Below are 22,356 nucleotides of genomic sequence, written 5' to 3' on the forward strand. Positions count from 1 at the left end.
CGCCGCCGGTCAGGGCCGCGACCGGCGCTTCCGGCGAAGGCGGGGAAGGATGGTGCGCTCGAAACGGACGGAATCGGCGAACGCGGGGTGGGCCCGCTCCATGCTGCGGAAGTGCCGGTGGTGGTGCACTCTCCGGCCCGACCGCAAGTCGCGGTGGCCCAGGAAGGCGTGCAGCATCTCGTGGTAGAGCAAAAACTCCAGGTAACGGCGGGGGACCTCGGGATGGTCGAGCAACGGGCTGACCCGGATCAGGCGGTGGTCCGACCGGTACTCCGCCAGTTTCCGGAACGACCGCCGGGCCATCCACTCCAGTTCCACCTCGACCTGGCCGTCGAACCAGGCCGCGTTGACCGCGTCGAAGATCTCGGACAGGTCGTGATGCTCCCCCCGCGGGGGCCGGCCCCGCAGCGGCCGCGACCGGGGAAGGGGCTGTCCGGACAGGCCGCGGGTGAACGCCTGCACGAGGCGGAGGTCCGGGGGGGGCGGGGCGTTCCGGCCCAGGCGGGCGGCCAGGACGCGAACCAGGGCGGAGAAAATGTCCCGGGGGGCCTCCAGCACGGCCGGGTGAAGGCAGAGCCGGATGGTCGACCGGTCGACCATCAGTTTCCCCAACAACCCCCGGTAGGGGAAAACCCGGACCTGGAGCGTTTTCCTCTCGTGACCGGCCCGGCCGCCCAGGACCGTCAGGGCGGTGTGGCGCTGGAGAGCGGAAAGCCGGGGATGGTCAGCGGCCGGAATGAAGGCTCTGGTGGTGGTTGAATCGCTCAAAACTCTTGAACTGCTCGATTTTCTTTCGCAGGGTGTTCCGGTTGATCTCCAGGATCTCCGCGGCCTTGGAGACGTTGTAACCGGTGGAGGCCAGGACCTGCATCACGAATTCCATCTCCGCCTGGAGGAGGGTGTCCTTGAACTTCACACCCGTCCGGAGGCACTCCGAGACGTACGCTTCCAGGCATTCCCTGATCCCGAATTTCGATTTTGTGCCCTGCATCGATGACCCCGACGAAAGCGGATTACATGCGCAAAGCGTCAATTTAGCACAAGGCCATGGCCAATTCAATGCCTGGATCGCGCGGTGGAGCGGAGAAAATTAAACAAAAAAGCTGCAGGAGTCAAATCCCGCCGAAAAGGCGATCGGCCAGGAAGACGGGCAGACCGGCGCTGCGGATCTTGTCGGCGGCCTCCCGGATGGAGTACTCGATTTTGAAGAAGGAGAGAAGGCCGGTGTCCGTGTCGAGGTGGGCGAAGGAGGCGCGGGGATCGCTGTCCCGCGGCTGGCCGACCGAGCCCGGGTTGATCAGGTAGCGGCGGTAGCCGTTGAGGTCGAGCTGAAATTCCGTCGAGTCGCGGGGGATGAAGTAGAAGAAGTGGTTCGGGCGGGTGTCCAGCACGAAGAGCCCCGGCACGTGGGAGTGGCCGAAAAAGCAGAGAACGGTGTCGAAGCACTGGAAGCAGAGCTGGGCGTCGAACTGGTAGAGGATGTAGTGGTCCTCGTCCATGGGCGACCCGTGGCAGATGGTGATCAGCTTGTCGATCTGGACGGGGCCCATGGGGATCGTCTGGAGGTAGCTGCGGCTCTTCTCGTCGAGGTTCTGCTGGGTCCAGAGGGCGCTGAGGTAGGCGTTGTTGTTGAAATTGTGGCCGGAGTCCTGGCCGCTGCACACCTTGTCGTGATTGCCGCGGACGATGCCGACGGGTTTCATCTTCCGGACCTTGCGGATCACCTCGTTGGGCGAGGCCCCGTATCCCACCAGGTCCCCCAGGCAGATGACGCGGTCGTAGGGAAGCGAGTGCTTCCGCACGGCCTTCAAGGCCTCCAGGTTCCCATGGATATCTGACAGGATCAGGTACTTCATGTCACCGACGTTCCCGGAAAGGTGCAGCCCCTGTTCGCGTAGCGGATTATAGCATGCCCGCCCCGTGGCGGGAAGGGAAAAAGTTCACGTGATATGAAAGGGTAAGGGGCGCAGGAGGGTCAGTCCCGTCATCCGGTTGTTGCCGAGGAAGTCCGGCAGCGGGACGTCGACCGCCTGCCCCCGGCTGCGGGACGCGTGAAACAGCCGGATTTCCGAGCCGCTGGACCGCAGGATGCCCGTGTGGAAGTAATCGAGCCGGCGTCGGCTCGAGATGAAGAACGCCAGGTCTCCGGACCGGATGCCCGGCGCCAGGCGCAAAACGCACCGCTTGGGCCACCCCCCCAGCCGGACGGGGAAGGTCCCGAACGCCGGGAGGACGCCGATCTCCCGCGTCCACTCCCGTTCCGGCGGCAGGCCGGGGGGGACGGCGACCCGCCCCTCGCGCTCGTTCTCCTCCCGCCACTGGGACATGTAGTGCCGCCGGGTGAAGTAGTCGGTGCGCCCGTCCCGGTAGCGCAGACGGTGCAGGCGCCGCAGGAACTCGGGCTCGGACGCGCTCAAAGCCAGGGCGGTGACGGTTTCGAACAGGGTGACGCAGTCGAACCCCCCGAGGTGAACGGTGAAGACTTCCGCCTGATCGGGGCCGCCCCCGAGGGGAGAGTTCCGGTAGGGAGAGCCGGCAAGCCTGTCGCACAGGGCCTCCACGCGCCGGGGAAACGGGAGGGTGGGGGGGGCGGCTTCCAGGAGCGCCCGGAAAACGGCCGGCTCGTAGTCCCGGACGAGTTTTCCCTCGACCTCCATGTCAGGCAGAAAAAAGGGTGGATTGCGATCGCTCATGTCAGGTATAATGGTGCTTCGGATCAACCGATACACCGATGAAAGCCGCCCGCGGGCCGTCAGATGCCAAAATCCATTACAATAGAGGAATAACGCGATGTCAAGAAAATACCGGCAACAAGGTTACATGTCGGACGACAGCGATAAACGCCGGGAGAAGAAGGACCGTCCGGAGGAGGCACCCCGCGGGCGGGTGGAGACCCGTTTCCGACGCTCCATCCGATGCTCGGAGTGTTCCGCCATGGTGACCTTCATGGATGCCGTCCAGACCACCGACAAGTGCCAGAACTGCTCCGCCTGGCTTCACACCTGCCGGAACTGCGTCTACTTCGACCCGGGCAAGCCCAACCAGTGCATGAAACCCATCACGGTTCGCGTGGAAGGGAAGGGGGAGCGGAACCTCTGCGAGCTCTTCACGCCCAAGATCCTCGTGGAGAAGGCCGTGGAGGAGAAGCGGGAGACCACGGTGGACAACGCCCGGAAAGCCTTCGACGACCTCTTCAAGATCTGACCCCTCCCAAGGGCCTCCGACAGGATGGAACCCCTCACCGTCATCGGCATCGCCGTGGGTTTGGCCATGGACGCTTTCGCCGTGGCCATCGCCACGAGCGTGACCTTGCGGACGGTGAGCGGCCGCCAGTATTTCAGGCTCTCCTTCCACTTCGGTTTTTTCCAGTTCATGATGCCCCTGGCCGGCTGGCTGCTCGGGACCGGTTTCGCGTCGTACATGGCGGACTACGACCACTGGGTTGCGTTCGGCCTGTTGGGGTTCATCGGGGGCCGGATGATCCACGGGGCCCTGGCGGGCCGGGCGCCCGAACCCGCTGCGCCGCGGGGAGGGGACGGTGACGGGCCGGCGGGGCCGGTTTCGGGACGGACCGGACGCCCGAACGACCCCACGCGGGGATGGTCCCTGGTCCTGCTGTCGGTTGCGACCAGCATCGACGCCCTGGCGGTCGGGGTCTCCTTCGCGATGCTGGACCACCGGGTGTTCCTGCCCTGCGTCGCCATCGGCGTCATCACCGCCGGGATCACCCTTCTGGGGATGCGTATCGGGGGGCGGCTCGGGGTCCGGTTCGGATGCCGGATGGAAATCGTGGGCGGCCTGATCCTCGTCGGCATCGGCACCCGGATTCTGGTCCAGCACCTGGCGGTCTGACCCCGGGTCAGTGCCGGGGGGGACGGCCCGGGCGCTTTCCCTTGAACGGTTTTCCCGCGGGGCGCCGGGGGCGGGAAGGGTTCTCCGGGGTCGCCCGGGGTTCGGCCTTCCGGTCGTGAGAAGTCCGGCTGGTGCGTTCGGAACGGTGCCCGGTCAAACGGGTTTTCCGGGCGTCCCCGGCCAGAGGCGCACTCCCGGGGGCGGCGGGCTTTTCCGGCGGCCTTCGCCGGGGCCTGTCGGGACGGTTCCCGCCCTCCGGCCGCTCGGCGCCCTTCCGGGGGGGGCGAACCCGGTTGCCGCCGGGGTTTTCCTCCCGGGGCGGGCGAAACCGTTTCTTGCCGGGGGATTCACCCCGGGGCTGACGAACCCGGTTGTCGTCGGGAGCCTGTTCCGGGGTCGGGCGAAACCGTTTCTTGCCGGGGGATTCACCCCGGGGCTGACGAACCCGGTTGTCGTCGGGAGCCTCCTCCGGGGGCGGGCGAAACCGCTTGCCGCCGGGGGATTCACCCCGGGGCTGACGGAACCGCTTGTCGTGACCGGCTCCCCCCCGGGGCGGGCGAAACCGTTTGTTGCCAAGAGTTTCCTTCCGGGGCGGGGCGGACCGGTCGGGACGGCGGGGACCGCCTTTCCGCCTTTCGCCTTCGCGCTGGGGGCGCGGCCGGCCGGTGGTTCGGCCCTCCCGGCCTTCACGGCGAGGGGGTCGCTCGGACCGGTGTTCGGTTTCCCGGCCCTTTTCGTTCGGGGGCGAAGGTCGCCCGGGGGGCCGGTGGCGACCTTTTTTCCCCTCGTCCGGCGCCTCGGGGCCCGTGACGCGCGACGCCCGGGTGACCGGGGAGCCTTTCCCCAGTTTGACGGGCATCCGCTTCAGCTGCCCGATCTCCTCGTCCGTGAGACGGCGCCACTGGCCGACCTCGAGCCCCGAATCGGTCAGGGGGCCGATGGCGATCCGCTTGATCTGGAAGACCGGGTGGTGAATGGCCTCGAACATCTTGCGGAGCTGCCGGTTCTTCCCCTGGAAGAGGGTCACCTTGAACCAGCTGTAGGACCCCGGCTTGCTGCGGCGGGCCTCCACCTCGCAGGGGGCGTAGCGGACCCCCTCGGCCTGGATCCCCTTCCGGAGCTGGTCCAGGAGGTGCTCTCCGGGCATTCCCGCCACCTTGACCAGGTAAACCTTCGGGCAGTGCCGTCCCGCTTTCGTCATGTGGACGGTGAGGTCCCCGTCGTTGGTCAGCAGGACGAGGCCCATGGAATACATGTCCAGCCGCCCCACGGGATAGACCTTCGACCGCGGCTGGATCAGCTCGAGAACGGTGTGACGCCCCTCCGGGTCGGACACGGAGCAGAGGTACCCCCGGGGTTTGTTCAGGAGGATGTACTCCGGTTTCGGCGCCGCGACGAGCGGTTTCCCGTCCAGGGTGATCCGGTCGGTCTCCGGGTCCGCCTGGTCGCCGATCCCGGCCGGTTTTCCGTTGACGGCAACCCGACCCTCGCGGATGAGGTCCTCGGCGGCCCGCCGGGAGTAGCGGGTGCACCGGGCGATGATCTTCTGAATTCTTTCCATGGCTTGTCCTCCGGGCGTGATGCCTTCGCGCATCGTGCGATTATCTCAGCACCGTCACGTCCCCGCAAGCGGAATCGTCGTCGGGGGTTATTGTCGGGGCGGCCGGTCGAGGGCGGCCCGGAGGACCTTCGCCAGGGTGACCATGGGGAAGGGTTTCTGGATGACGTGTTCGATGCCCATCTTGCGTGCTTCCGGGAGGATCGAAGGCACGCTGAACCCGGTGCAGATGACGATGGGGACGTCCGGCCGCACCTTGCGGACTTTCCGGGCCAGCTCGAAACCGGAGAGCTTCGGCATCGTCAGGTCGATCACGAGGGCGTCGATCCCCCCCGGGTTCTGCTCGAAGCGGTCCAGGGCCTCGTGGCCCGATCCACAGGTGGTGACCCGGTAGCCGTACCCCGTGAGGATCTGCCGGTACAGCCGGGCCACAAAGCGCTCGTCGTCCGCCACCAGCACCCGTTCGCGGCCCCGGAGGGCGGCGAGGTCGTCCGGGAGGGGGGCGTCGTCGGGGATGCCCCCGGAAAGGCAGAGCGGGAAGTGGATCTGGAAGGTGCTCCCTTTTCCGGGCTCGCTGCGGACCACGATGGCGCCGTGGTGCGCTTTCACGATCCCGTAGACCACGGGGAGGCCGAGGCCGTGCCCGAAACCGACCTCCTTGGTGGTGAAGTAGGGCTCGAAGATCCGTTCGATGACCTCGGCGGGCATGCCCATCCCCGTGTCGGCGACGGAGAGGGTGGCGCAGCGGCCGGGCGGGAGTTCGAACACCCCGGGCACGTTCTCCCGGACGTCGGTGACGGCGAGGCTGACGGTCATCCGGTGACTGTCCGCGGTCTCGGGTTTGTCCAGCTCCATCATGGCGTGGTAGGCGTTCGTCATGAGGTTGACGAGCACCTGCTGGACCTGGGTGAGGTCGCCGAGGATCTGGGGGCAGGCAGGGTCCACGTCGAGGCGGATGTCGATGCTGGCGGGGATCGTCGGGCGCAGGAACAGGTACGCCTCGTCGATGACCTCCTGGAGCCGGATCGGGATGAATTCCGGCTCGCCCCGGTGCCCGAAGGCCAGGATGCGGTTGACCAGGTCCCGGGCGCGTTTTCCCGCTTTCAGGACGTGATTGAGGTTTCGGAGGACCTCGGCGTCCAGGCCGGGATGCTCGACCGCCAGTTCCGTGAAACCCAGGATGACGCTGAGGACGTTGTTGAAGTCGTGGGCGATGCCCGACGCGAGGGTCCCGATGGCTTCCAGTTTCTGCGCCTGGAGGAGCCTCTCCTCGATGAACCGGGCCCGTTCCTGCTCGCCACGGAGGTCGGTGATGTCCGTGGCCATGCCCACCATCCGAAGGGGCCAGCCTCCGGCGTCCCGGGACATCACCCGCCCGCGGTTCTGGACCCACCGCCACTCCCCCGACCGGTCCCGGACCCGGAAGTCCGACACCAGGACGGGCGTCAGCCCCTCGAGGTGTTCGTTCATCCGTGCCAAAAAATCCGGGTAATCGTCCGGGTGGATGATGTCCTTCAGGCCGGGGGGGGCGGGGCGCACCCCGTTGGCCGGGGTTTCGAAAAGCTCCAAGATCCGGAGGGCGATCACGGTCTCCCCCGAATGGACGTCCCACTCCCAGAAACTGGTGCCGGAAACCGGGCGGAAAAGGTCGAACCCCGCCCCCCCGTTGGCGCCGGGAGCGGGGTTGGTCAGGGGGGCCGGCTGTTCTTTACGTCGCTTGCTCAACCCTCACCTTCGACGTCTCGTCATCGGGCGGTCCCGGGGACGGCCGGGGCCGCGGCGGGACCCTTCAGTTTACGTCCCAGCTCGGCCAGTGTTTCCGACTTTCCCTCGCCGGTCATGCCCCAGATCCACGCGTCCCGGAAGGCGATCTCCACGCGGCCGGCCTGGGGGTCGTCGATGGTGCCGCCCCCGGACGGGCCGGACAGGTCCGGGCCCGAGCCGGCGGACGCCTTCCACCTGCCGAGGAGGGCCCGGGCCGCGTCAGGGGAAGCCGACCGGGTGAAGAACAGGGTGAACCGCTTGCCGTCCGCGGTGTACTCCGCCGAGAAGACGTTTTCCAGGAAGGCGAGCCCGAGGTAGTCCTTCGACGTGAACATCTCGCTCCGTTCGACCTGGCCGGCGGACGGGAAGCACTCCAGTTCGGGGGGAAACCGGAACGGTCCGCCGATTCGCCCCGCCAGTTCCCGGGCGAAGGTCCCCGGGGCGTCCGCCGCTTCGGGGGACGCCCCCTCCAGGCTCACCTTGACGTAACAGTCCCCGGCGAGGAAGTAAACTGACCCGTCGCCGGCGTACCCTTCGGCGCCCAGGGGGAGAAACGAACCCTTCGCGGGGCGCTCCCGGCTGTAGACGCCGAAAGCGTGCAGGGGGCCGCCCATCCGGTAGACGTCGACCGTCAGGGCCGCTTTCCCGCCGTTCTCGTAGCGGGCGGCGGCCAGCTCCCGGAAGTCGTACTGAAGGAAAAGGTCCGCGGCGCCGTCGATGTACTCGAAGAGGGTCTCCCGGGTGTAGGCGGTGGGGCCTTCCACCATCTTCCAGCCGGCCACCTGCGGGAACAGGCCCGGGCCGGTCCCCTTCGCCGGTCCGGCCCCGGCCGCAGGGGCGCTCGACAGGAGCACCGGTAGAACGAAAGCGAAGACGCAGAGACGGGGTTTGGCGAGGAAGGGTGCATGCATGTTCGTGTGCCTCTCGAAAGTCCGGGGACGGCAGTCCCTCGTCGGTGTGCCGGGTGGCCGAAGTCCTATCAACTCGTGCTCATCCGTGTCCATCCGTGTTCATCCGTGGTCGTTTCCCGCCCCGCCCGGGTCAGGAAACGAAGGCCGCGGGCACGGTGCGGAGGGGGAGCACCTCGGCGAGGCGCTCCCGGACGTCGATCCCCCGGGCGCAGCGCGCCGTGCACTCCGCGCAGCCTTCGCACGGGTCTTCCGGCAGGTCGAGGGACCGCAGGAGGTCGCGGGCCTCCTGCCGGTTGCGGTAGCCGAAGGCGTACATGTAGCCGCGCATGGCGTCCGGGAGGGGCAGGCCCCTCGGGCAGAGGCTCGCGCACCGGCCGCAGCCCTGGCAGTAGAGCCCGGCCTGCCCTCCGGGCGCGAGGGCCTCGCGATCGGCGGGGGTCAGGGTCAGGTCCCGCAGGACGGCTGCGTCGGTCTTGAGCTGGTCGAAGGTGGTGAAGCCCGGGATGGCGGTGCACACGGCCGGGCTCTGCAGGGACCACTTCAGGGCGGCCGCCATGTCGATGGGCCGGGTCCGGGCCTTGTCCCAGTACACGCCCGCCTGGGTCTTCATCACAATCACCCCCAGGCCCGCTTTCGCGGCTTCCTCGATCGCCTTCCGCACCTCGTCGCGGTGGTCCTGCCGGAAATTGTAGGCGGTCAGCACCACGTCGTAGAACCGGCTTTCCGCCGCGGCCCGGATGACCTCCGGTTCGTTGGCGTGGGTGGTGACGCCCACGAATCGGGCCCGCCCCGATTTCCGGATGGTTTCCAGCGCCTTCAGGAGGGGTTCGAAAAGGGCGGCCTCCCGCTTCGAGACGTTGTGCAGGTAGAGGATGTCGACGTATTCCATCTGCAGCCGCTGGAGGCTGACGGAGAACTGGTTCACGAACTCGACGGCCGAGGTCGCGGCGCTGAAGAGACCGGTGGAGCGGTCCATCCCCCCGCCGGGGACCTTGGTGGCGATGACGAAGGAATCGCGCTTCCGCCCCTTGAGGACCTCCCCCAGCATGGTCTCGTTGCGGCCCTGCTGGTAGCGGTGGGCGGTGTCCAGGTGAACCATCCCGGCGTCCAGGGCCGCTTCGACGAGCCGGGGGTTGTCGGCGTTCATCACCCCCATGCTCACCACGGGCAGGGAGATCCCCGTGCGGCCGAGGGTCCTCCGGATGACGGGCTTTTCCGCGGCCTTCGCCGGCGGCGCCGCGGCGGAGAGGACGGAGGGCAGGCCCGCTGCCGCCGCGCCCGTCAGCCCGAGGCGCAGGAACGCTCTCCGGTCCATGCCTTCATCGCGATTTTTCATCGTTTGTCCTCCAGTTCCATGGGTTGCGTGCAGTCCGGGCAAACGGGAAGGAGCGGCTCGAAGCGCTCCTGGAAACTCACTTCGCGGGCGCCGCGGCCGCGGCGCTCTCGCGGGCGAACCGGGCCAGCAGGTCGCCCACGGCGTCCCGGTGGACCATGAACGTCAGCATTTTCAGCCGGATGTAATCGTCCCGGTAGAAGTAGTACCCGGGCAGCCCCCGCTGGGCCGAGCGGGACGAGTCCTTGATCAGGTACCAGTCGTGGCCGTCCAGTTCCGTGTGCCCCACCACGTGGATCCCGTGGTCGTCGGTGGAACAGCCGGCGTCGAAGCGGTACTCCCGGGCGCTCTGGTCGATCCGGTCGCCGGGGATGTCGAAGGGGGGGACGACGGCCGTGTCGTGGTCGGCGATGTACCCGGGTTCCGAGACGTCGCCCCCGATGCACACGGTGAACCCTTTTTTCACCGCCCCGCGGAGGGCGTCGTACCAGGCGTCCAGGGGAACGTTGTGGTACTCTTTCCCGTGCCAGTAATTGTCCGGCACCTTGTACTCCCCCTTCGCCCAGAACGGCTCGTAGAGGAAGGACATGAACTCCACGTAGGCGTCCAGGTCGAGCCGGAGGACGTCGCGGAGGTACTCGGGCGGCGTCAGGGAGCGGCCGCCCACCTCGATCTTCTCCGGGGGCCGTCCCAGGTGACGGTCGAGGATGAGACGGACGGACCCGGTGACCAGGTCCTCGTCCCACATCTCACTCGATTTCACGCAGGCGAGGTACCCCTTGAGATCTTCCATGAGCGGCCCCTGGTCGAAGACGACGGCGCCTTTCACCAGGCCGGTGTAGTCGGTCTCGCGGACGATCCCGTACTGCTTCCAGCGCAGGATCAGGGCGGCGCTCTGGGAGCCTTCGCCGAACTCGCTTTTGCCCTTTGTCCTGACGAACTCCCGCGCCTTTTCCACGAACTCCCAGTAGACGGTGAAGGGTTCCGAGAGCTTGACCGTCAGGCCGTGGACCCGGTGGATTTCCGACTCCATCAGGGACGTGGCGGAAAAGCACCAGCAGTTCCCGGTCCACCACTGGCGCTTCGGCGGGAGGTGCCAGAGGGCGGCGAAATCGTCCTTCGAGCGGGGGCGGACCACGCCCGTCACGTCGAAGGTCAGCTTCCGCGAGGGCTTCTCGTCCTCCGCGGAGTAGACTCTCCCCTTCCGCTCGGCCCGGAGCTTGTCCCGGTCGGCTTCCTCCTGCTTCTCACGGTCGAGCAGGACGTAATCCCGGTAGAAGGCCGTGTCGGAAGGCCCCTTCACCGCGGGCTTCGCGGGGGCGCCGCCCGCCGTCTGGGCGGGGAGGGGACGGGCGAACAGGCACAGCAGCGCGGCAACCGCCAGGGGCCCCAAACGAAAAAACATGATCAGTGCTCCTTGCCGAAAATGAGAGTTCATCCGTCGAACGGATTATTTTATAATGGCCGCGGCCGACAGGCAACACGTTTCCAAGGAGGCGGCGCATGGGCGGGGCTTTGCTTCGGACGAAATCGCTCCAGAAGATTATGGCGCAGACGGAGGAAGAGGGGCACAAGCTGAAGAAGTCCCTCCGGGCCTGGGACCTGGTGGCCATCGGGATCGGCTGCAGCGTGGGGGTGGGGATCTTCGTCCTGCCCGGCGTGGAAGCGGCCAAGCACTCCGGGCCCGGCATCATCCTGGCCTTCGCCCTGACGGCGGTCACCTGCGCCTGCAGCGCGCTGAGCTACGCGGAGTTGGCCTCCATGCTCCCCGTCTCGGGCAGCGCCTACACCTACGGCTACGCGACCCTGGGCGAGATCTTCGCCTGGATCATCGGGTGGGACCTCGTGCTGGAATACATGGTGGGCGCCTGCCTCGTCTCCATCGGTTGGAGCGCCTACTTCACCAACATGGTGAACCACCTGCTGAAGAACTCCGGATTCGCCATCCCCGCCTTTCTCACCGCCTCCCCCCTCGTGGAGGAGGGCCCCGGGTGGATCAACCTCCCCGCGATGCTGATCGTGGCCGTCATTGCGTGGCTGCTGATCCGGGGCATCAAGGAGAGCGCCCGGGTCAACCTCGCCATCGTCATCGTCAAGGTCGCCGTCATCGGGGTCTTCGTCTGTGCCGCCGCCGGCTACGTCGATGCGAAGAACTGGGATCCCTTCCTCCCCTTCGGGTTCTCCGGGGTCATGACCTCCGCCGCCATCGTCTTCCTGGCCTACGTGGGCTTCGACGCCGTGTCCACCACCGCCGAGGAGGCCGTCAACCCCCGGCGGGACATGCCCATCGGCATCATCGGCTCGCTGGTGGTCACCACGCTCCTCTACATGGCGACCTCCGCCGTCATGACCGGGGTGGTGCACTACCCGGAACTGGGCGTGGCGGACCCGCTGAACAAAGTGCTCGACGTCCTCAAGATGCCCTGGGTGCAGGGGTTGGTCAGCGTCGGCGCCATCGCGGGGATCACGAGCGTGCTCCTGGTCCTGCTCATGGGCCAGCCGCGCATCCTCTTCGCCATGTCCCGCGACGGCCTGCTCCCGCGGGCCTGGTCCAACGTGCACCGGAAATACCGGACCCCACACGTGACCACCCTGGTGACGGCCCTGGTCGTGGCCGTGGGCGCAGGGCTGCTGCCCATCGAGGATGTGGCGGAGCTGTGCTCCATCGGGACCCTCTTCGCCTTCGTGATCGTCTGTGCCGGAGTCGTGGTGCTCCGCTTCACCCGGAAGGACCTGCACCGCCCGTTCCGCGTCCCCGGCGGTTGGACCTGCGCCGTCGTGCTGTGGCTGGTCATGGCGGGGTTCGTCCTGCTCATCGGCCACTTCCTCAGCCTCGGCCGCCCCGGTTTCTACGAGTGTTTCTTCCTGATGACGCCCGCGGGAAAAGCCATTGTGCTGGGCGGGGCGGCGGTGGTTTTCGTCCTGCTCCGGCAGTTCATCCTGCAGATCATCGGCATCGCCATGTGCGTCTACCTGATGCTGAGCCTTCCCTGGCTGACCTGGGCCCGGTTCGGGGTATGGCTGGCCATCGGCCTGCTGATCTACTTCTTCTACAGCCGCACCCACAGCCTCGCGGCAACAGAGGAAACCGCCAAGGAGGCCGGCGAGGAAGCCTGACGCCCGCGGAAAAAGTCTGGACTCATCAAACCACAAAGAACGCAAAGACTCGCAGAGAAGGTCCGAACTCCTTGATTCCAACGTGTTGCAGGCTCATCCTTCTCTGCGGCTGAATCGATTTTTTCGGCTTCGTGAGGGTTCCCGGTCCGATGGGCTGATGTGCGGCTTACGCTTCCCGGACGACCCGGAAGCCCACGTCGTCGAACCCGCTGTCGGCCATGCGGCAGAAGCGGGAGCCAGGGGTGACGCAGACGGGGTCGGTGGACCACGCTCCCCCCCGGGCCACCCCGAACGCCGCGGCCACCCCCTCGGTCCAGGGCCGTCCGTCCGTCGGGGCCCCGCGGTAGTCCGGGCGCCAGGTGTCGGCGCACCACTCCATCACGTTGCCCAGGATATCGCACAGGCCCCAGGCGTTGGGGACTTTCTGCCCGACGGGGTGAACCGCGCCGTCGGCGTTTCCCTGGTGCCAGGCCATGTCGTTGAGGCGGGGCGGGGCGGTTTCCGGCCCTCCCGCCCTGCAGGCGTACTCCCACTCCGCCTCCGACGGCAGGCGATAAGCGGCCCCCGGGGCCTTCGCCGCCAGCCACCGGCAATAGGCGGCGGCGTCGGGGAGGCTCACCCCCACCACCGGGCGCCGGTCGGCCGTGGTCGCCGGGTGGGGGGGCCGGGGATCGGGCGCCGCCTGGCCGGCCGGGAGGCGGGCGCCGGTTTCCCGGCGGAAAGGGCCGTATTCCGAGACGGTCACCGGGTACCGGCCCATCCAGAACCCCCGGGCGATCCCGACCTTGTGCCGGGGCCACTCGTGGAAGTCCCCGCGGTTTCCGAACCACCGTTTCTTCACGCCCATCACGAAGGCGCCCGGCGGGACCCAGACGAGAACGAGGCCGCTGCAGGGGTCGGTCCACGCCTGCCCGGGGCGGGGGGCACGGGGGGGGGCGACGGCGCGGGCCGGGGGCTTCGGCTCCTCCCGCGGGGCCTCGGGCGGCGGGGCCGGGGCACCCAGGGTGATCACCGGCCGCACCGTGCCCCGACCCGGTCCCGGCGCAGCGTCCGGGACCTCGGCCGGGCGGGTCGGCGGGGGCGGCGGCCCGGCCGTCGGGGCGCCGGGAGCGGGGGGAGCTGTTTCCCCGGTCGGGGTTGGCGGCGGACCGCCGGCGCTTTCTCCCGCACCGGGGACTCCCCGCGCGGGGAGCCGAAGCGTCGGGACGACGTCCTCGCGGGTGACGGTGGAAGGTGCGGGCGGTCGCTCCCGGGGCGGGGAGTCCGGCTCGACGGCGGCGGCCGCCTCCGGAAGGATGGGGACCAGCTCCCAGTCCACCGGGGTCTCCAGGTCCGTGCGGATCGTGGGCGCCAGCGCCTCTTCCCGCGGCCGGTCCCGCTTTTCCCGCTCCAGGGCCCAGGACTCGTGCTCGGCCTCCTGCAGGGCGAGGAGCATCTCCGGTGCGCCGGAAAACCGGCGGGCCGGTTCCTTCGCCAGGGCCTTCCGGACGAACCGGGCCAGCGGGGGGGGGATCTGGTCCGGGAGGGGGTCGGGCTCCCGGGTCAGGATCCGGTGGATGGTGGCGTAGAGGGAAGGGGGGACCGGCAGGGGCACGAGGGGGTCGTGCGGCACGGTGTCCTTCTGCCGGAAGTCCGACGGGGGTGCGTCCTCCTCCTCGGGTTGTGACGGGGGCGTGAAAGGCTGATGCCCGGACAGCATCTCGTGCAGGATCACCCCGACGGCCCAGAGGTCGGCCTGGACGCCGCGCTTGTTGCGGAACATCTCGGGGGCCATGTAGGGGACGGTCCCGGTCAGGGACACGTTGGACAGGGTGTTGCCGAGGTGCTGCGCCAGGCCGAAGTCGGCGATGCAGGGCTCTCCGCCCCGGAGAAGGATGTTGGCGGGCTTGAGGTCGCGGTGCAGGATGGGCGGCGACTGGCCGTGCAGGTGCGCCAGGCCCTTGAGGATCCCCGTCGTCATCCGGACCGCGTCGGTCGTTGTGGGGGCCTTCCCGCCGAACAGCCGGAGCCAGGTGGCCAGCGAGCCGCCCGGGGCGAACTCGCTCACGATCACCGCGATCCCGTCGTAGACTTCCGCCTCGAGGATGGGCAGGATGTTGGGGTGGTCGCCGACCCGGGTCCACATCTGGACCTCGCGGCGGATCAGGTCGAAGTCGGCGGTCTCCTGGAGGGCGAACTTGAGGGCGACGTCCTTGACCAGCAGGGTCGTCCGCCGCCTGGCCAGCCACACTTCCCCGAAACTGCCCGCGCCCAGGCGCTCGGTGAGCGCGAAAGGCCCGATGGTGTCCCCGGCTCGAAACATCGCTCCTCCAGTCTCCGGGGCGAGGACGCATGACCCCCGACCCTGCAGCTTTCTCCTTCGTGATCCTGTTCTCCCGGCACGGTGTGCCCTGGCTCCCAGTCTATTGACGGGAATCCGCCTTGTCAAGGGCATGCATGCGCACGCGCGGGGTCACGCACCGGTGGGGGGGCGGCGCGCGCCCGTCCGGAACCACGGATGGAGACGGATAGAGAGAAATTTCGGAAGGTCACTCCCGGCGGCACGGCGTTCCGGTGGAGTCGATTTTTAATACCCCATGGCTGCGTCCCGGGTTGACCGGATTTCTTTGCGGTCTTGGCGCCTTGGCGAGATCACGATCCGGATCGATTTGCGCCAGAGGACCGGCGTTCTCTACCTCACGCAAAGACGCCAGGACGCCAAGCCTCGCAGAGGGGCAGGGCAGGGGTGCCGCGTCGTCCGGCGATCGTCGTCGGGTTTCGTGCGGAAGGCCTTCCGGCACCCCGCCGGTTGCGGGCCGTTAGAAGACCCTTGCGCCCCGGAGGCGGCGCCGGAGAAGCGCGGGCCGTATCCTGCATTTCCCCGATTAGCTGCGAAGCCGCGGGAGACAGCATAACCGACGGGCCCCGCAGAGTTTTGCCTTGGTTCCAGGTGAAACTTGATCCCGCCAGGGGAGCCTTACGCAGCATTTCCGGAACCTTCTGCTCGCGTGCTTCGCGTGGGCCGTGATCGACCTCGGGACCCGGAATCGATGGCGGGGGCGATGGCGGGGGCGATGGCGGTGGCGATAGCGAAGCGATGCCGAAGCGATACCGATGCCGATGCCGATGCTGAGGGGAATCCCTTCGGACCTGCAACCAAAGCGGGGAAAAAAAGGAGAGGGCCTGCTCGCGCAGGCCCTCTCGAATGTTGGGGTGAGTAATGGGATTCGAACCCACGACCACTGGAGCCACAATCCAGTGCTCTATCCAGCTGAGCTATACTCACCGCACCGGCGGATCTTTTAACACGGGGCCGGGCGGAGATGCAAGCACTTTCTTCCGGAGCGTTCCTCTGATCCGAAGCCGCTGAGAACGCCCAGGGTCTGCCGGATCCGGGGACCCCCGCGCCGTTTCCCGGCCGGTCACGGCCGGGATCGGCGCCGCTTCCGCCTCTCCCGGGTGGCCCCGGGCGAGACGCCGCGTTTCGGGGCTTCCTCCCGGGATCCGGCCTCGTAATGAAGGGGAAGCCCAACGGGGAGGAGCGATGACACTCTCTGAAACATAATCGACGCTTATAGGTTCAACCGGGTGGAACGCGGGCCGACGGACAGGGCGACACGGCAAGCGGGATCCCCCGTGGCCCACGGTTGACGCCGTTCCCAACACCCTCAAGGAGGAGCCATCATGAAAGCTCAACCCAACACCCTCAAGCGCATCGTCGTGATCCTCGGCGTGCTCCTGCTCGTCGGAGCGGCATTCCTGCCGGCTTTCGAGCGCCCCGCCCGCAAGCGGGACGACGCCCGACACCCCGGCCACCGGCGGGGCGACGTGATGCAGGCGATCCTCGCCCGTCTCGACCTCACGGAAGACCAGCGGGCCCGGGTCCGCGCCCTCGTCGAAGCCGACGCGGACCGCCGGGAGGACCTGGCCTTCGCCCGCATCGACGCCGCCCGCTCACTCCGGAAAGCCACCCACCAGCCCGTGACGGACGTCGGGGCCGTCAAGGCGGCCGCAGCGGCCGTGGCGAAGGCGGAACTGGATATCCAGCTGCACCGGGCCCGAAACTGGGCCGAGATCCAGACCATCCTGACCGACGCCCAGAAGCAGACCGTCGCGAAGTTCCTCGGTCGCATGGAAACCCGGCGGGAGGAGCGGATCGAGGACCTCGGCGCCGGTGACGCCCCGCGCCGGCGCGGCGGTCCCTTCCACCGGATGCTGGAACGGGCGCGGCTGACCGAGGCCCAGAAGGAACAGGTCAAGGCCGTCCTCGAGCAGAAGAAGGCCGACGCCCTGAACCTTCGCCAGGCGGACCTCGAGGCCCACGCCGCCATCCAGAAGGCGGTCCTGGCCCCCACCTTCGACGCGGCCGCCGTCACCGCGGCTTCTCGGCAGCACGCCCAGGCCCACGAAGGACTCGCCCTCCACGCCGCCGACACCTTCGCCGCCCTCTACGCCATCCTGGACCCCAACCAGCGGGAGCGCCTCGACCGCCGGTTGCGGTACCTGCCCGGCATGGAATAGCCCCGCAACGGTTCACCCGGAAAGAAGAGGCCGCCCCGTGGCGGCCTCTTTTTTTACGTGCGCCCGGCATGGCGTGCCCACAAGGAGACGGCGTTTCGATGACGAGGAAGGACACGTTCCCCGCGCGGGTTGAGGCGAACGGGCGGTCAGGCCCGGACCGTGGCGATGGCGGCCCTCACCGGGATGTTGGACGCGTTGAGCCCGGGCTTCTGCCCGTGAAGGTCGAAGTCGAGTTTCACCCCGGGACGGAAAATCAGGCAGTGGGTCGACCCGCCGAAGTGGAACATGCCGAGCTGATCGCCCTTGGCCACTTTCTGCCCCGGCCGGACGGTGATGTCGCAGGTCGACACCTCGGCCATCCCGACGGCCAGGAAGCCCACGAGGCCGATGGCGGGGTTGTCCGCCTCGATCAGGATCAGGCCCCGGGCGGCGACGCCCGTGATGAAGCCCTGCGACTCGTTGGGGCCCGCGGGGTCGAAGCCCTCGGACAGGGCCTCGGCGTAGTAGCTCCCGTCGATCAGCCGCGTCCGGAGGACGGTCCCGCCGACGGGGCTATGCCAGCGGTGGTAGCTCGTGGCGCTCAGGAAGGCCTGGTAGATCGTCCCGCCCACGAAACGTCCCACGCTGTCGTCGCCGGCCAGCATGTGGGCCAGGGAGTAGGGCTGGCTCTTGATCCAGAAGCGGTCCCGCTCCCGGACCCCGTGAGCCACCCGGTACGGGGCGGACTCGCAGGCGTTGACGAGGACGGCGTCGTCGCCCGGCGAGGCCACCGGGCGCCGGCCCTCCCGGAATTCCCGGGTGAAGAAGTCGTCCCAGGAGCGGAAGCCGTGGTGAGGCCGGGCGGGGTCGCACCGGAAATCCTGCTCGAAGCCCGGCATGGCTTCCCGGGCATCCGGGCCGAACCATCCGTTCTTCGAGCTGTTCAGGACATAAAGGGAGCGCTCGGACCCCAGGAAACGGGCCCACTCGTCGAGGATTCGCTTCAGGATGCCGTTGACGCGCGGGTTCAGGAAGGCCGCGAACCCTCCGGGGGTCCCCATGGGCCAGTCCAGGATGGCGTTGATGGGGAAGCCCACGAGGCCGGTCCGGTTGTATTCCGGGGCAGTCTTCAGGACGGCGTTGATCAGCCGGAGCATGTGGAGGTAGTCCCTCACCTGGGGCTTGCCGGTGGGGTCGCGGTCGTAGGGCGACTTCCTCGGGACCTGGGTGAACATCTGGTTGAAGTACATGAACAGCGCGGGGTCGCCCTCGATGAGGCCCTTGAATTCCTCCAGGAGGGGGTGCAGGGGGGTGTCGTCGGCGTCGGCCTTCCGGATGTGCTCCGTCAGCCACTGCTGCAGGGCCCGGTGGTCCGACGGGAGCCACTGGCCGACGCGAAAGGGCGCCGCCCCGGCCGCCGGGGCGTCCGCCGTGTCGGGGAGGCCTCCGGTCACCCCCTTCGCCAGGGACGGGGCCATCAGGGCTGCCCCGGCGCCCATCCCGGCCAACTTCAGCAGGTTCCGCCGGGAAGTCTTTCCCCGGGAAGGGACGGTCGGAGGACGAGGGGTGGGTTCGGTCATGGCTCTCTCCTTTCGTTGGGATGGCGACCGGTGGCCGGGCCAGGCCGACGGCCCCGAAAAAAGGTCCATCGCTCTCCGGGCAATGGCTCAACCCCTTGCTTCGCAAACACGTTTCCATTCGTTTCCCGGGGCTTCGGGCGCTCGTCGGATTTCACCCGCTGACGATAGCCTCCCGAGGCGGGGAAGTCAACGGAAATTGCCGTCCCGGGAAGGCCGGGCCGTCACGACGAACCCCGAGAAAATTCGGGCACGGGGAAGCGGGTTTCCCGGGCGTCCGCCGCAAGTTCCCCTTGACCTTGAGCGTCTTCGCGCTTATGCTCAGCTCCCTTTCACGGACAAGACGTTACGGATGGTCGACTCCGGTTTCGAAAGGTCGGCGGCCCGCGGCAACGGGCGCCATTCTCCCCGGCAGGACCGACGATGGGAAAAGCACCAAAGAAATCGCGAAAGGCGCCGGCTCCGGTCGACGACGCGCCCCGGCCCGCCGCCATCGACGTCCCGGCGGGGATGCCCTCCCCGCTCTCCGCGGGGGGGCGGGTGACGGTTACGGCGGCGTTCCTTCTCACCGGGGCCTGCGGCCTCGTTTACGAGAACGTCTGGATCCACGGCTTCAACCGCATCTTCGGCTCGACCCTCCTGGCCGTCAGCACCGTGGTGGCGGTGTTCTTCGCCGGGCTGGCCCTGGGGGGCCGCCTCTTCGGCCGGTGGTCCGTGGCGTCACGGCGGCCCGCCCTGGTCTACGGGCTGATCGAACTGGGCGTGGGTGCTTTCGCCCTGGTCTTCCCGCTCCTGCTGGGCCTGGTGGACACCCTTTACGGCGCCCTGCACCCCGCCCTTGGCGTTTCATTCGCCGCCCTGACCGCCGCCCGGGTCCTCCTCGCCTGCCTGGTGCTGATCGTGCCGTCCGTCCTGATGGGCGGGACGCTGCCGCTCCTCACGCGCCTCTTCACCCGGGACCTCGCGTCGCTGGGGAAGCGGTCGGGGTTCCTCTACGGGGTGAACGCCGTCGGCGCCGCCCTGGGTTGCCTGCTCTTCTCCGGGTGGCTCCTGCGCGCCTTCGGGATGGGCGCCGCCGGTTTCGGGACGGGGATCGCCAACATCCTCCTGGCCGGCGTCGTCGTGTGGGTGGCATGCCGGGACTCCGATTCACCGGGCACCCCGGTGGAACCGCCCGCCCGGCCGCTCCTTCCGCCCCTCTCCCGGACGGCCCGGACGACGGTCGCCGCCTTCGCCGTGTCCGGGTTCGTCTCGATGTCGTTCGAGATCCTGTGGCTGCGGCACCTGAGCATCCTGATGGGGGACACCCTCCACCTCTACGCGGGGACCCTCGCCGTCTTCGTCCTGGGGATCGGCCTGGGCAGCCTGGCCATGGGCGCCGTCGGGGACCGGGTCCGGCTGCCCCTCCGGGCCCTGGGGATCCTTCAGAGCGCCATGGCGGCCCTCACGGCGGGGGGCGTCGCGCTGTCCCTGTCCTTGTCCGCGACGTTCACCGAGCCCTCCGTCGGGGCCCCGGGGGTCCTGTCCTGGGCCCTGCCCCTGCTGGTGCTGCCGTCCACCCTGACCATGGGGGCGGCTTTCCCTTTGGTTGCCCGCGTCATCACCGAGCACGCTGCCCTGGCCGGCGAACGCGTCGGGCGGGCCTACGCCCTCAACACCCTCGGCTGCATCCTGGGGACCCTCCTGACGGGCTTCGTCTCCCTGCCGCTCCTCGGGTTCCAGGCCACGCTCGTGCTGCTGGTGTTCGGCAACGCCGCGCTGACGCTGGTCTACCTTTGCGCCGAGCCGGGCCGGGTCCGGCGGCTCTTCGTCCCCGCCGCCGCCGTGGCGGTGGTCTTCGGCACCTTCCTCTGGACGGCCTTCACGGAGCAGACCCTCCCCCGGGCCCTGGTCCTGCGCCTCCTGGACCCGGGCCAGGAACTGATCGAGATCCGGGAGGGGTTGACCGGCGTCACCTGGGCCTCCCAATCCCCGGACCGGGAGGTGAGCCTCGGCGAGGGCCGGGTCCTGATCGGCCGGAACCGGCGGGGTAATTTCGTGGGAGAGGGGTTCTTCTCGACCCTCCTTTCCCCCGGCGCCCCGCGACGGGTCCTTTCGCTGGCTTTCGGGGCCGGGCTCTCGAGCTTCGCGGTCCGCCTTCTTCCGGAACTGGAGCGCCTGGACGCCGTGGACATCTCCGCGGACAACATGGCGGTGGCCCGGTCGGTCTTCCCCGAAAACGAGGGGATCGAATCGGACCCGCGGGTGCGGTTTTACGTGGACGACGCGTGCAGTTTCGTCCGCTACGCGAAGGGGCGATACGACCTCATCCTGACCGAGGCTACGCCGCCCATGTTCGCCTACCGGGCGTCGAGCCTGTACACGCTGGAGTACTACCGTCACGCGCGTGCTTGCCTGGCCCCCGGCGGCGTTTTCTCCCAGGTGCTCCCGCTGACGAACCTGAACGCGGCGGAGGTGCGCTCCGTCGTCCGGACCTTCGCCGAGGTCTTCCCGCACCGGATGCTGGCCTACAACGGCGCGGACTGCCTGATGCTGGGCCGGGGCGAACCCTTCCGCTTCGACGGCGCCGCCCTCCTCGCGCGCCTGGGCCAGCCGGCGTTCGCCGGGGCCCTCGAGCGCTACGCCCTGGGCCGCCTGCGGTCCCTCCCGAACCTCCTGGCCTCGATCCTGCTGGTGGACGGGGACTTCGCCGCCGTGGGGAACGGCGGCGCCCTCCTGACCGAGGACTTCAACCCCCTGGTCTACTCTTCGGAGAGCGCGGGAAAGGGGGGCGCCGCGGTGCTGCTGCACGAGCGGCTCACCCCGTGGTCCCGCCTCGGGGCGTGTTTCCGCGGCCTTCCCCCCGACGCGTCGAACCCGCGGCGGATCGAAGCCGTGCGGGAGGGGTACATGACCCTGCTCTACCCCCCCGAGGAATTCCGGCAACGGTACCTGGACTACCTGCGCCGTCACGCCCTCGACCCCGCCGGTGAGGCGAAGCCCCTGATCCGCCACCTCGAGAAGCGGGGCGATCCCGCGGGGGCCGAGGCGGTGCGCCGGGAGTTCGGGGCCCGCTAAAGCGCCTGGAGCGCCTGTTTCCCGTTCCCGCGGGGCCGGCCCAGGCTTCGCCCCAGTTCCCGGACCTCGTCCAGCAGGTTTCGGTTGTCCCGGAGATCGGCCTCGACCCAGGCATCGGGGAAGCCCAGGCGGGTGTAGAGGCGGCGGAGCTGCTCCCCTTCCATGACGACCTGGCCTTCGGCAACCAGCCGGGTCCCAAGCCGAACGTGCGTCCGGTTCCCGGGGCCCAGGCAGTGTGCCAGGAAGTCGGCCTGCTCCCGCAGCGGCCTGGCTTCCTCCGGGTCCGGTGAGCCCTGGGAGAGGAGAAGGACGATGTCCTTCGACCAGGGGTGATGGGGCTGGTGGACCAGGCCGCTTCCCGTGACGTCCACGTGCAGGAAGCAGCGGAACCGGTCGAGGATGAGCTTCAGAGGGGCGGGGAACTGCCGGAAGTAGATCGGGGAGGCGAAGACCAGCACGTCCGCGGCGAGGATGTCCGCCGCGAGCTTTCGCCAGTCGTCGTCGGGGGCCTGGCACCTCCCCGCCGCGTTGCACTGCAGGCAGCCGCGGCAGGGCGTTATAAAGAGGTCGGCCGCGCGGGTTTTCCGCACCGCGGCGCCCGCTTCCGACGCCGCGTCCAGGAAGGCCCCCAGGAGGAGCTTGCTGTTGCCCCGGGGCCGGGGGCTGCCTTCCAGGCCGACCACCTTCGTTGTATTGTTCATGTCGTCG

17 protein-coding genes and 1 tRNA gene are annotated in these 22,356 nt (G+C 68.6%); 5 read left to right on the top strand and 13 right to left on the bottom strand.

Going from position 1 to position 22,356, the window contains the following annotated elements:
* Positions 1-9 precede the first annotated feature (9 nt).
* From KA419_00875 to KA419_00890, 4 genes are all read right to left on the bottom strand, one after another.
* Positions 10-768, bottom strand: coding sequence for a hypothetical protein (locus tag KA419_00875; protein MBP7864473.1), 759 nt, complete (start codon positions 766-768; stop codon positions 10-12).
* A complete protein-coding gene (locus KA419_00880) occupies positions 725-991 on the bottom strand; it encodes a helix-turn-helix domain-containing protein (protein ID MBP7864474.1) in 267 nt (88 codons plus the stop codon). Before KA419_00880 ends, KA419_00875 begins: the two co-directional genes overlap by 44 nt.
* Positions 992-1,112: 121 nt before the next feature.
* Positions 1,113-1,856 (bottom strand): metallophosphoesterase family protein, encoded by a 744-nt coding sequence (locus tag KA419_00885; GenBank protein ID MBP7864475.1) that lies wholly within the window; start codon positions 1,854-1,856, stop codon positions 1,113-1,115.
* Between the two features lie 84 nt (positions 1,857-1,940).
* The gene (locus tag KA419_00890) at positions 1,941-2,693 is read right to left on the bottom strand and encodes a DUF1460 domain-containing protein (GenBank protein ID MBP7864476.1); all 753 of its coding nucleotides are present in this window, start codon (positions 2,691-2,693) and stop codon (positions 1,941-1,943) included.
* 97 nt (positions 2,694-2,790) lie between these two features.
* Here KA419_00890 and KA419_00895 point away from each other — a divergent pair, with 97 nt between their 5' ends.
* Together KA419_00895 and KA419_00900 are read left to right on the top strand one after the other, a co-directional pair.
* On the top strand, positions 2,791-3,204 hold the full coding sequence (locus tag KA419_00895; protein MBP7864477.1) for a hypothetical protein: 414 nt from the start codon (positions 2,791-2,793) through the stop codon (positions 3,202-3,204).
* Between the two features lie 24 nt (positions 3,205-3,228).
* Positions 3,229-3,852: a manganese efflux pump gene (locus KA419_00900; protein MBP7864478.1), complete on the top strand. Its 624-nt coding sequence runs from the start codon at positions 3,229-3,231 to the stop codon at positions 3,850-3,852.
* Between the two features lie 7 nt (positions 3,853-3,859).
* Here the strand turns inward: KA419_00900 and KA419_00905 are convergent, their stop codons facing one another.
* The 5 genes from KA419_00905 to KA419_00925 form a co-directional block, all read right to left on the bottom strand.
* Positions 3,860-5,413 (bottom strand): pseudouridine synthase, encoded by a 1,554-nt coding sequence (locus tag KA419_00905; protein ID MBP7864479.1) that lies wholly within the window; start codon positions 5,411-5,413, stop codon positions 3,860-3,862.
* A gap of 87 nt (positions 5,414-5,500) precedes the next feature.
* Entirely contained in the window at positions 5,501-7,135 is a 1,635-nt protein-coding gene (locus KA419_00910; GenBank protein ID MBP7864480.1) for a response regulator, read from the bottom strand.
* A 20-nt stretch (positions 7,136-7,155) separates the two neighbouring features.
* Positions 7,156-8,085 (bottom strand): hypothetical protein, encoded by a 930-nt coding sequence (locus tag KA419_00915; GenBank protein ID MBP7864481.1) that lies wholly within the window; start codon positions 8,083-8,085, stop codon positions 7,156-7,158.
* 130 nt (positions 8,086-8,215) lie between these two features.
* Entirely contained in the window at positions 8,216-9,421 is a 1,206-nt protein-coding gene (locus KA419_00920; GenBank protein ID MBP7864482.1) for an aldo/keto reductase, read from the bottom strand.
* 76 nt (positions 9,422-9,497) lie between these two features.
* Complete coding sequence (locus tag KA419_00925) at positions 9,498-10,823, bottom strand: peptidase C1 (GenBank protein ID MBP7864483.1); 1,326 nt, start codon at positions 10,821-10,823, stop codon at positions 9,498-9,500.
* Between the two features lie 98 nt (positions 10,824-10,921).
* Between KA419_00925 and KA419_00930 the strand changes: the two genes are divergently transcribed.
* Entirely contained in the window at positions 10,922-12,535 is a 1,614-nt protein-coding gene (locus KA419_00930) for an amino acid permease (GenBank protein MBP7864484.1), read from the top strand.
* A 166-nt stretch (positions 12,536-12,701) separates the two neighbouring features.
* On the opposite strand, the gene KA419_00935 is transcribed toward KA419_00930, so the two are convergent.
* Both KA419_00935 and KA419_00940 read right to left on the bottom strand, forming a co-directional pair.
* Positions 12,702-14,837, bottom strand: coding sequence for an SUMF1/EgtB/PvdO family nonheme iron enzyme (locus KA419_00935; protein ID MBP7864485.1), 2,136 nt, complete (start codon positions 14,835-14,837; stop codon positions 12,702-12,704).
* Between the two features lie 886 nt (positions 14,838-15,723).
* Positions 15,724-15,800 (bottom strand) — tRNA-His (locus tag KA419_00940).
* A gap of 398 nt (positions 15,801-16,198) precedes the next feature.
* Here KA419_00940 and KA419_00945 point away from each other — a divergent pair.
* Positions 16,199-17,035, top strand: coding sequence for a periplasmic heavy metal sensor (locus KA419_00945; GenBank protein ID MBP7864486.1), 837 nt, complete (start codon positions 16,199-16,201; stop codon positions 17,033-17,035).
* 146 nt (positions 17,036-17,181) lie between these two features.
* Here KA419_00945 and KA419_00950 read toward each other — a convergent pair whose 3' ends face one another.
* Positions 17,182-18,594 carry a phosphatidylserine decarboxylase family protein gene (locus KA419_00950; protein ID MBP7864487.1) on the bottom strand — a complete coding sequence of 471 codons (1,413 nt, stop codon included), beginning with the start codon at positions 18,592-18,594 and terminating at the stop codon, positions 17,182-17,184.
* Between the two features lie 420 nt (positions 18,595-19,014).
* On the opposite strand from KA419_00950, the gene KA419_00955 reads away from it, so the two are divergent.
* Positions 19,015-21,648: a fused MFS/spermidine synthase gene (locus KA419_00955; protein ID MBP7864488.1), complete on the top strand. Its 2,634-nt coding sequence runs from the start codon at positions 19,015-19,017 to the stop codon at positions 21,646-21,648.
* On the opposite strand, the gene KA419_00960 is transcribed toward KA419_00955, so the two are convergent.
* A complete protein-coding gene (locus KA419_00960; GenBank protein ID MBP7864489.1) occupies positions 21,645-22,349 on the bottom strand; it encodes a flavodoxin family protein in 705 nt (234 codons plus the stop codon). The genes KA419_00955 and KA419_00960 overlap by 4 nt on opposite strands.
* Positions 22,350-22,356 lie beyond the last annotated feature (7 nt).

It is taken from the genome of Acidobacteriota bacterium (assembly GCA_018001935.1).
In the GTDB taxonomy this organism is placed as follows: Bacteria; Acidobacteriota; JAAYUB01; order JAAYUB01; family JAAYUB01; genus JAGNHB01.

What these genes read in the sequence shown, in the direction of transcription:
- KA419_00905 (MBP7864479.1), bottom strand. Translation starts at nt 5,413, where the DNA reads ATGGAAAGAATTCAGAAGATCATCGCCCGGTGCACCCGCTACTCCCGG.
- KA419_00900 (MBP7864478.1), top strand. Translation starts at nt 3,229, where the DNA reads ATGGAACCCCTCACCGTCATCGGCATCGCCGTGGGTTTGGCCATGGAC.
- KA419_00950 (MBP7864487.1), bottom strand. Translation starts at nt 18,594, where the DNA reads ATGACCGAACCCACCCCTCGTCCTCCGACCGTCCCTTCCCGGGGAAAG.
- KA419_00885 (MBP7864475.1), bottom strand. Translation starts at nt 1,856, where the DNA reads ATGAAGTACCTGATCCTGTCAGATATCCATGGGAACCTGGAGGCCTTG.
- KA419_00915 (MBP7864481.1), bottom strand. Translation starts at nt 8,085, where the DNA reads ATGCATGCACCCTTCCTCGCCAAACCCCGTCTCTGCGTCTTCGCTTTC.
- KA419_00945 (MBP7864486.1), top strand. Translation starts at nt 16,199, where the DNA reads ATGAAAGCTCAACCCAACACCCTCAAGCGCATCGTCGTGATCCTCGGC.
- KA419_00895 (MBP7864477.1), top strand. Translation starts at nt 2,791, where the DNA reads ATGTCAAGAAAATACCGGCAACAAGGTTACATGTCGGACGACAGCGAT.
- KA419_00960 (MBP7864489.1), bottom strand. Translation starts at nt 22,349, where the DNA reads ATGAACAATACAACGAAGGTGGTCGGCCTGGAAGGCAGCCCCCGGCCC.
- KA419_00955 (MBP7864488.1), top strand. Translation starts at nt 19,015, where the DNA reads ATGGGAAAAGCACCAAAGAAATCGCGAAAGGCGCCGGCTCCGGTCGAC.
- KA419_00925 (MBP7864483.1), bottom strand. Translation starts at nt 10,823, where the DNA reads ATGTTTTTTCGTTTGGGGCCCCTGGCGGTTGCCGCGCTGCTGTGCCTG.
- KA419_00890 (MBP7864476.1), bottom strand. Translation starts at nt 2,693, where the DNA reads ATGAGCGATCGCAATCCACCCTTTTTTCTGCCTGACATGGAGGTCGAG.
- KA419_00935 (MBP7864485.1), bottom strand. Translation starts at nt 14,837, where the DNA reads ATGTTTCGAGCCGGGGACACCATCGGGCCTTTCGCGCTCACCGAGCGC.
- KA419_00920 (MBP7864482.1), bottom strand. Translation starts at nt 9,421, where the DNA reads ATGAAAAATCGCGATGAAGGCATGGACCGGAGAGCGTTCCTGCGCCTC.
- KA419_00930 (MBP7864484.1), top strand. Translation starts at nt 10,922, where the DNA reads ATGGGCGGGGCTTTGCTTCGGACGAAATCGCTCCAGAAGATTATGGCG.
- KA419_00880 (MBP7864474.1), bottom strand. Translation starts at nt 991, where the DNA reads ATGCAGGGCACAAAATCGAAATTCGGGATCAGGGAATGCCTGGAAGCG.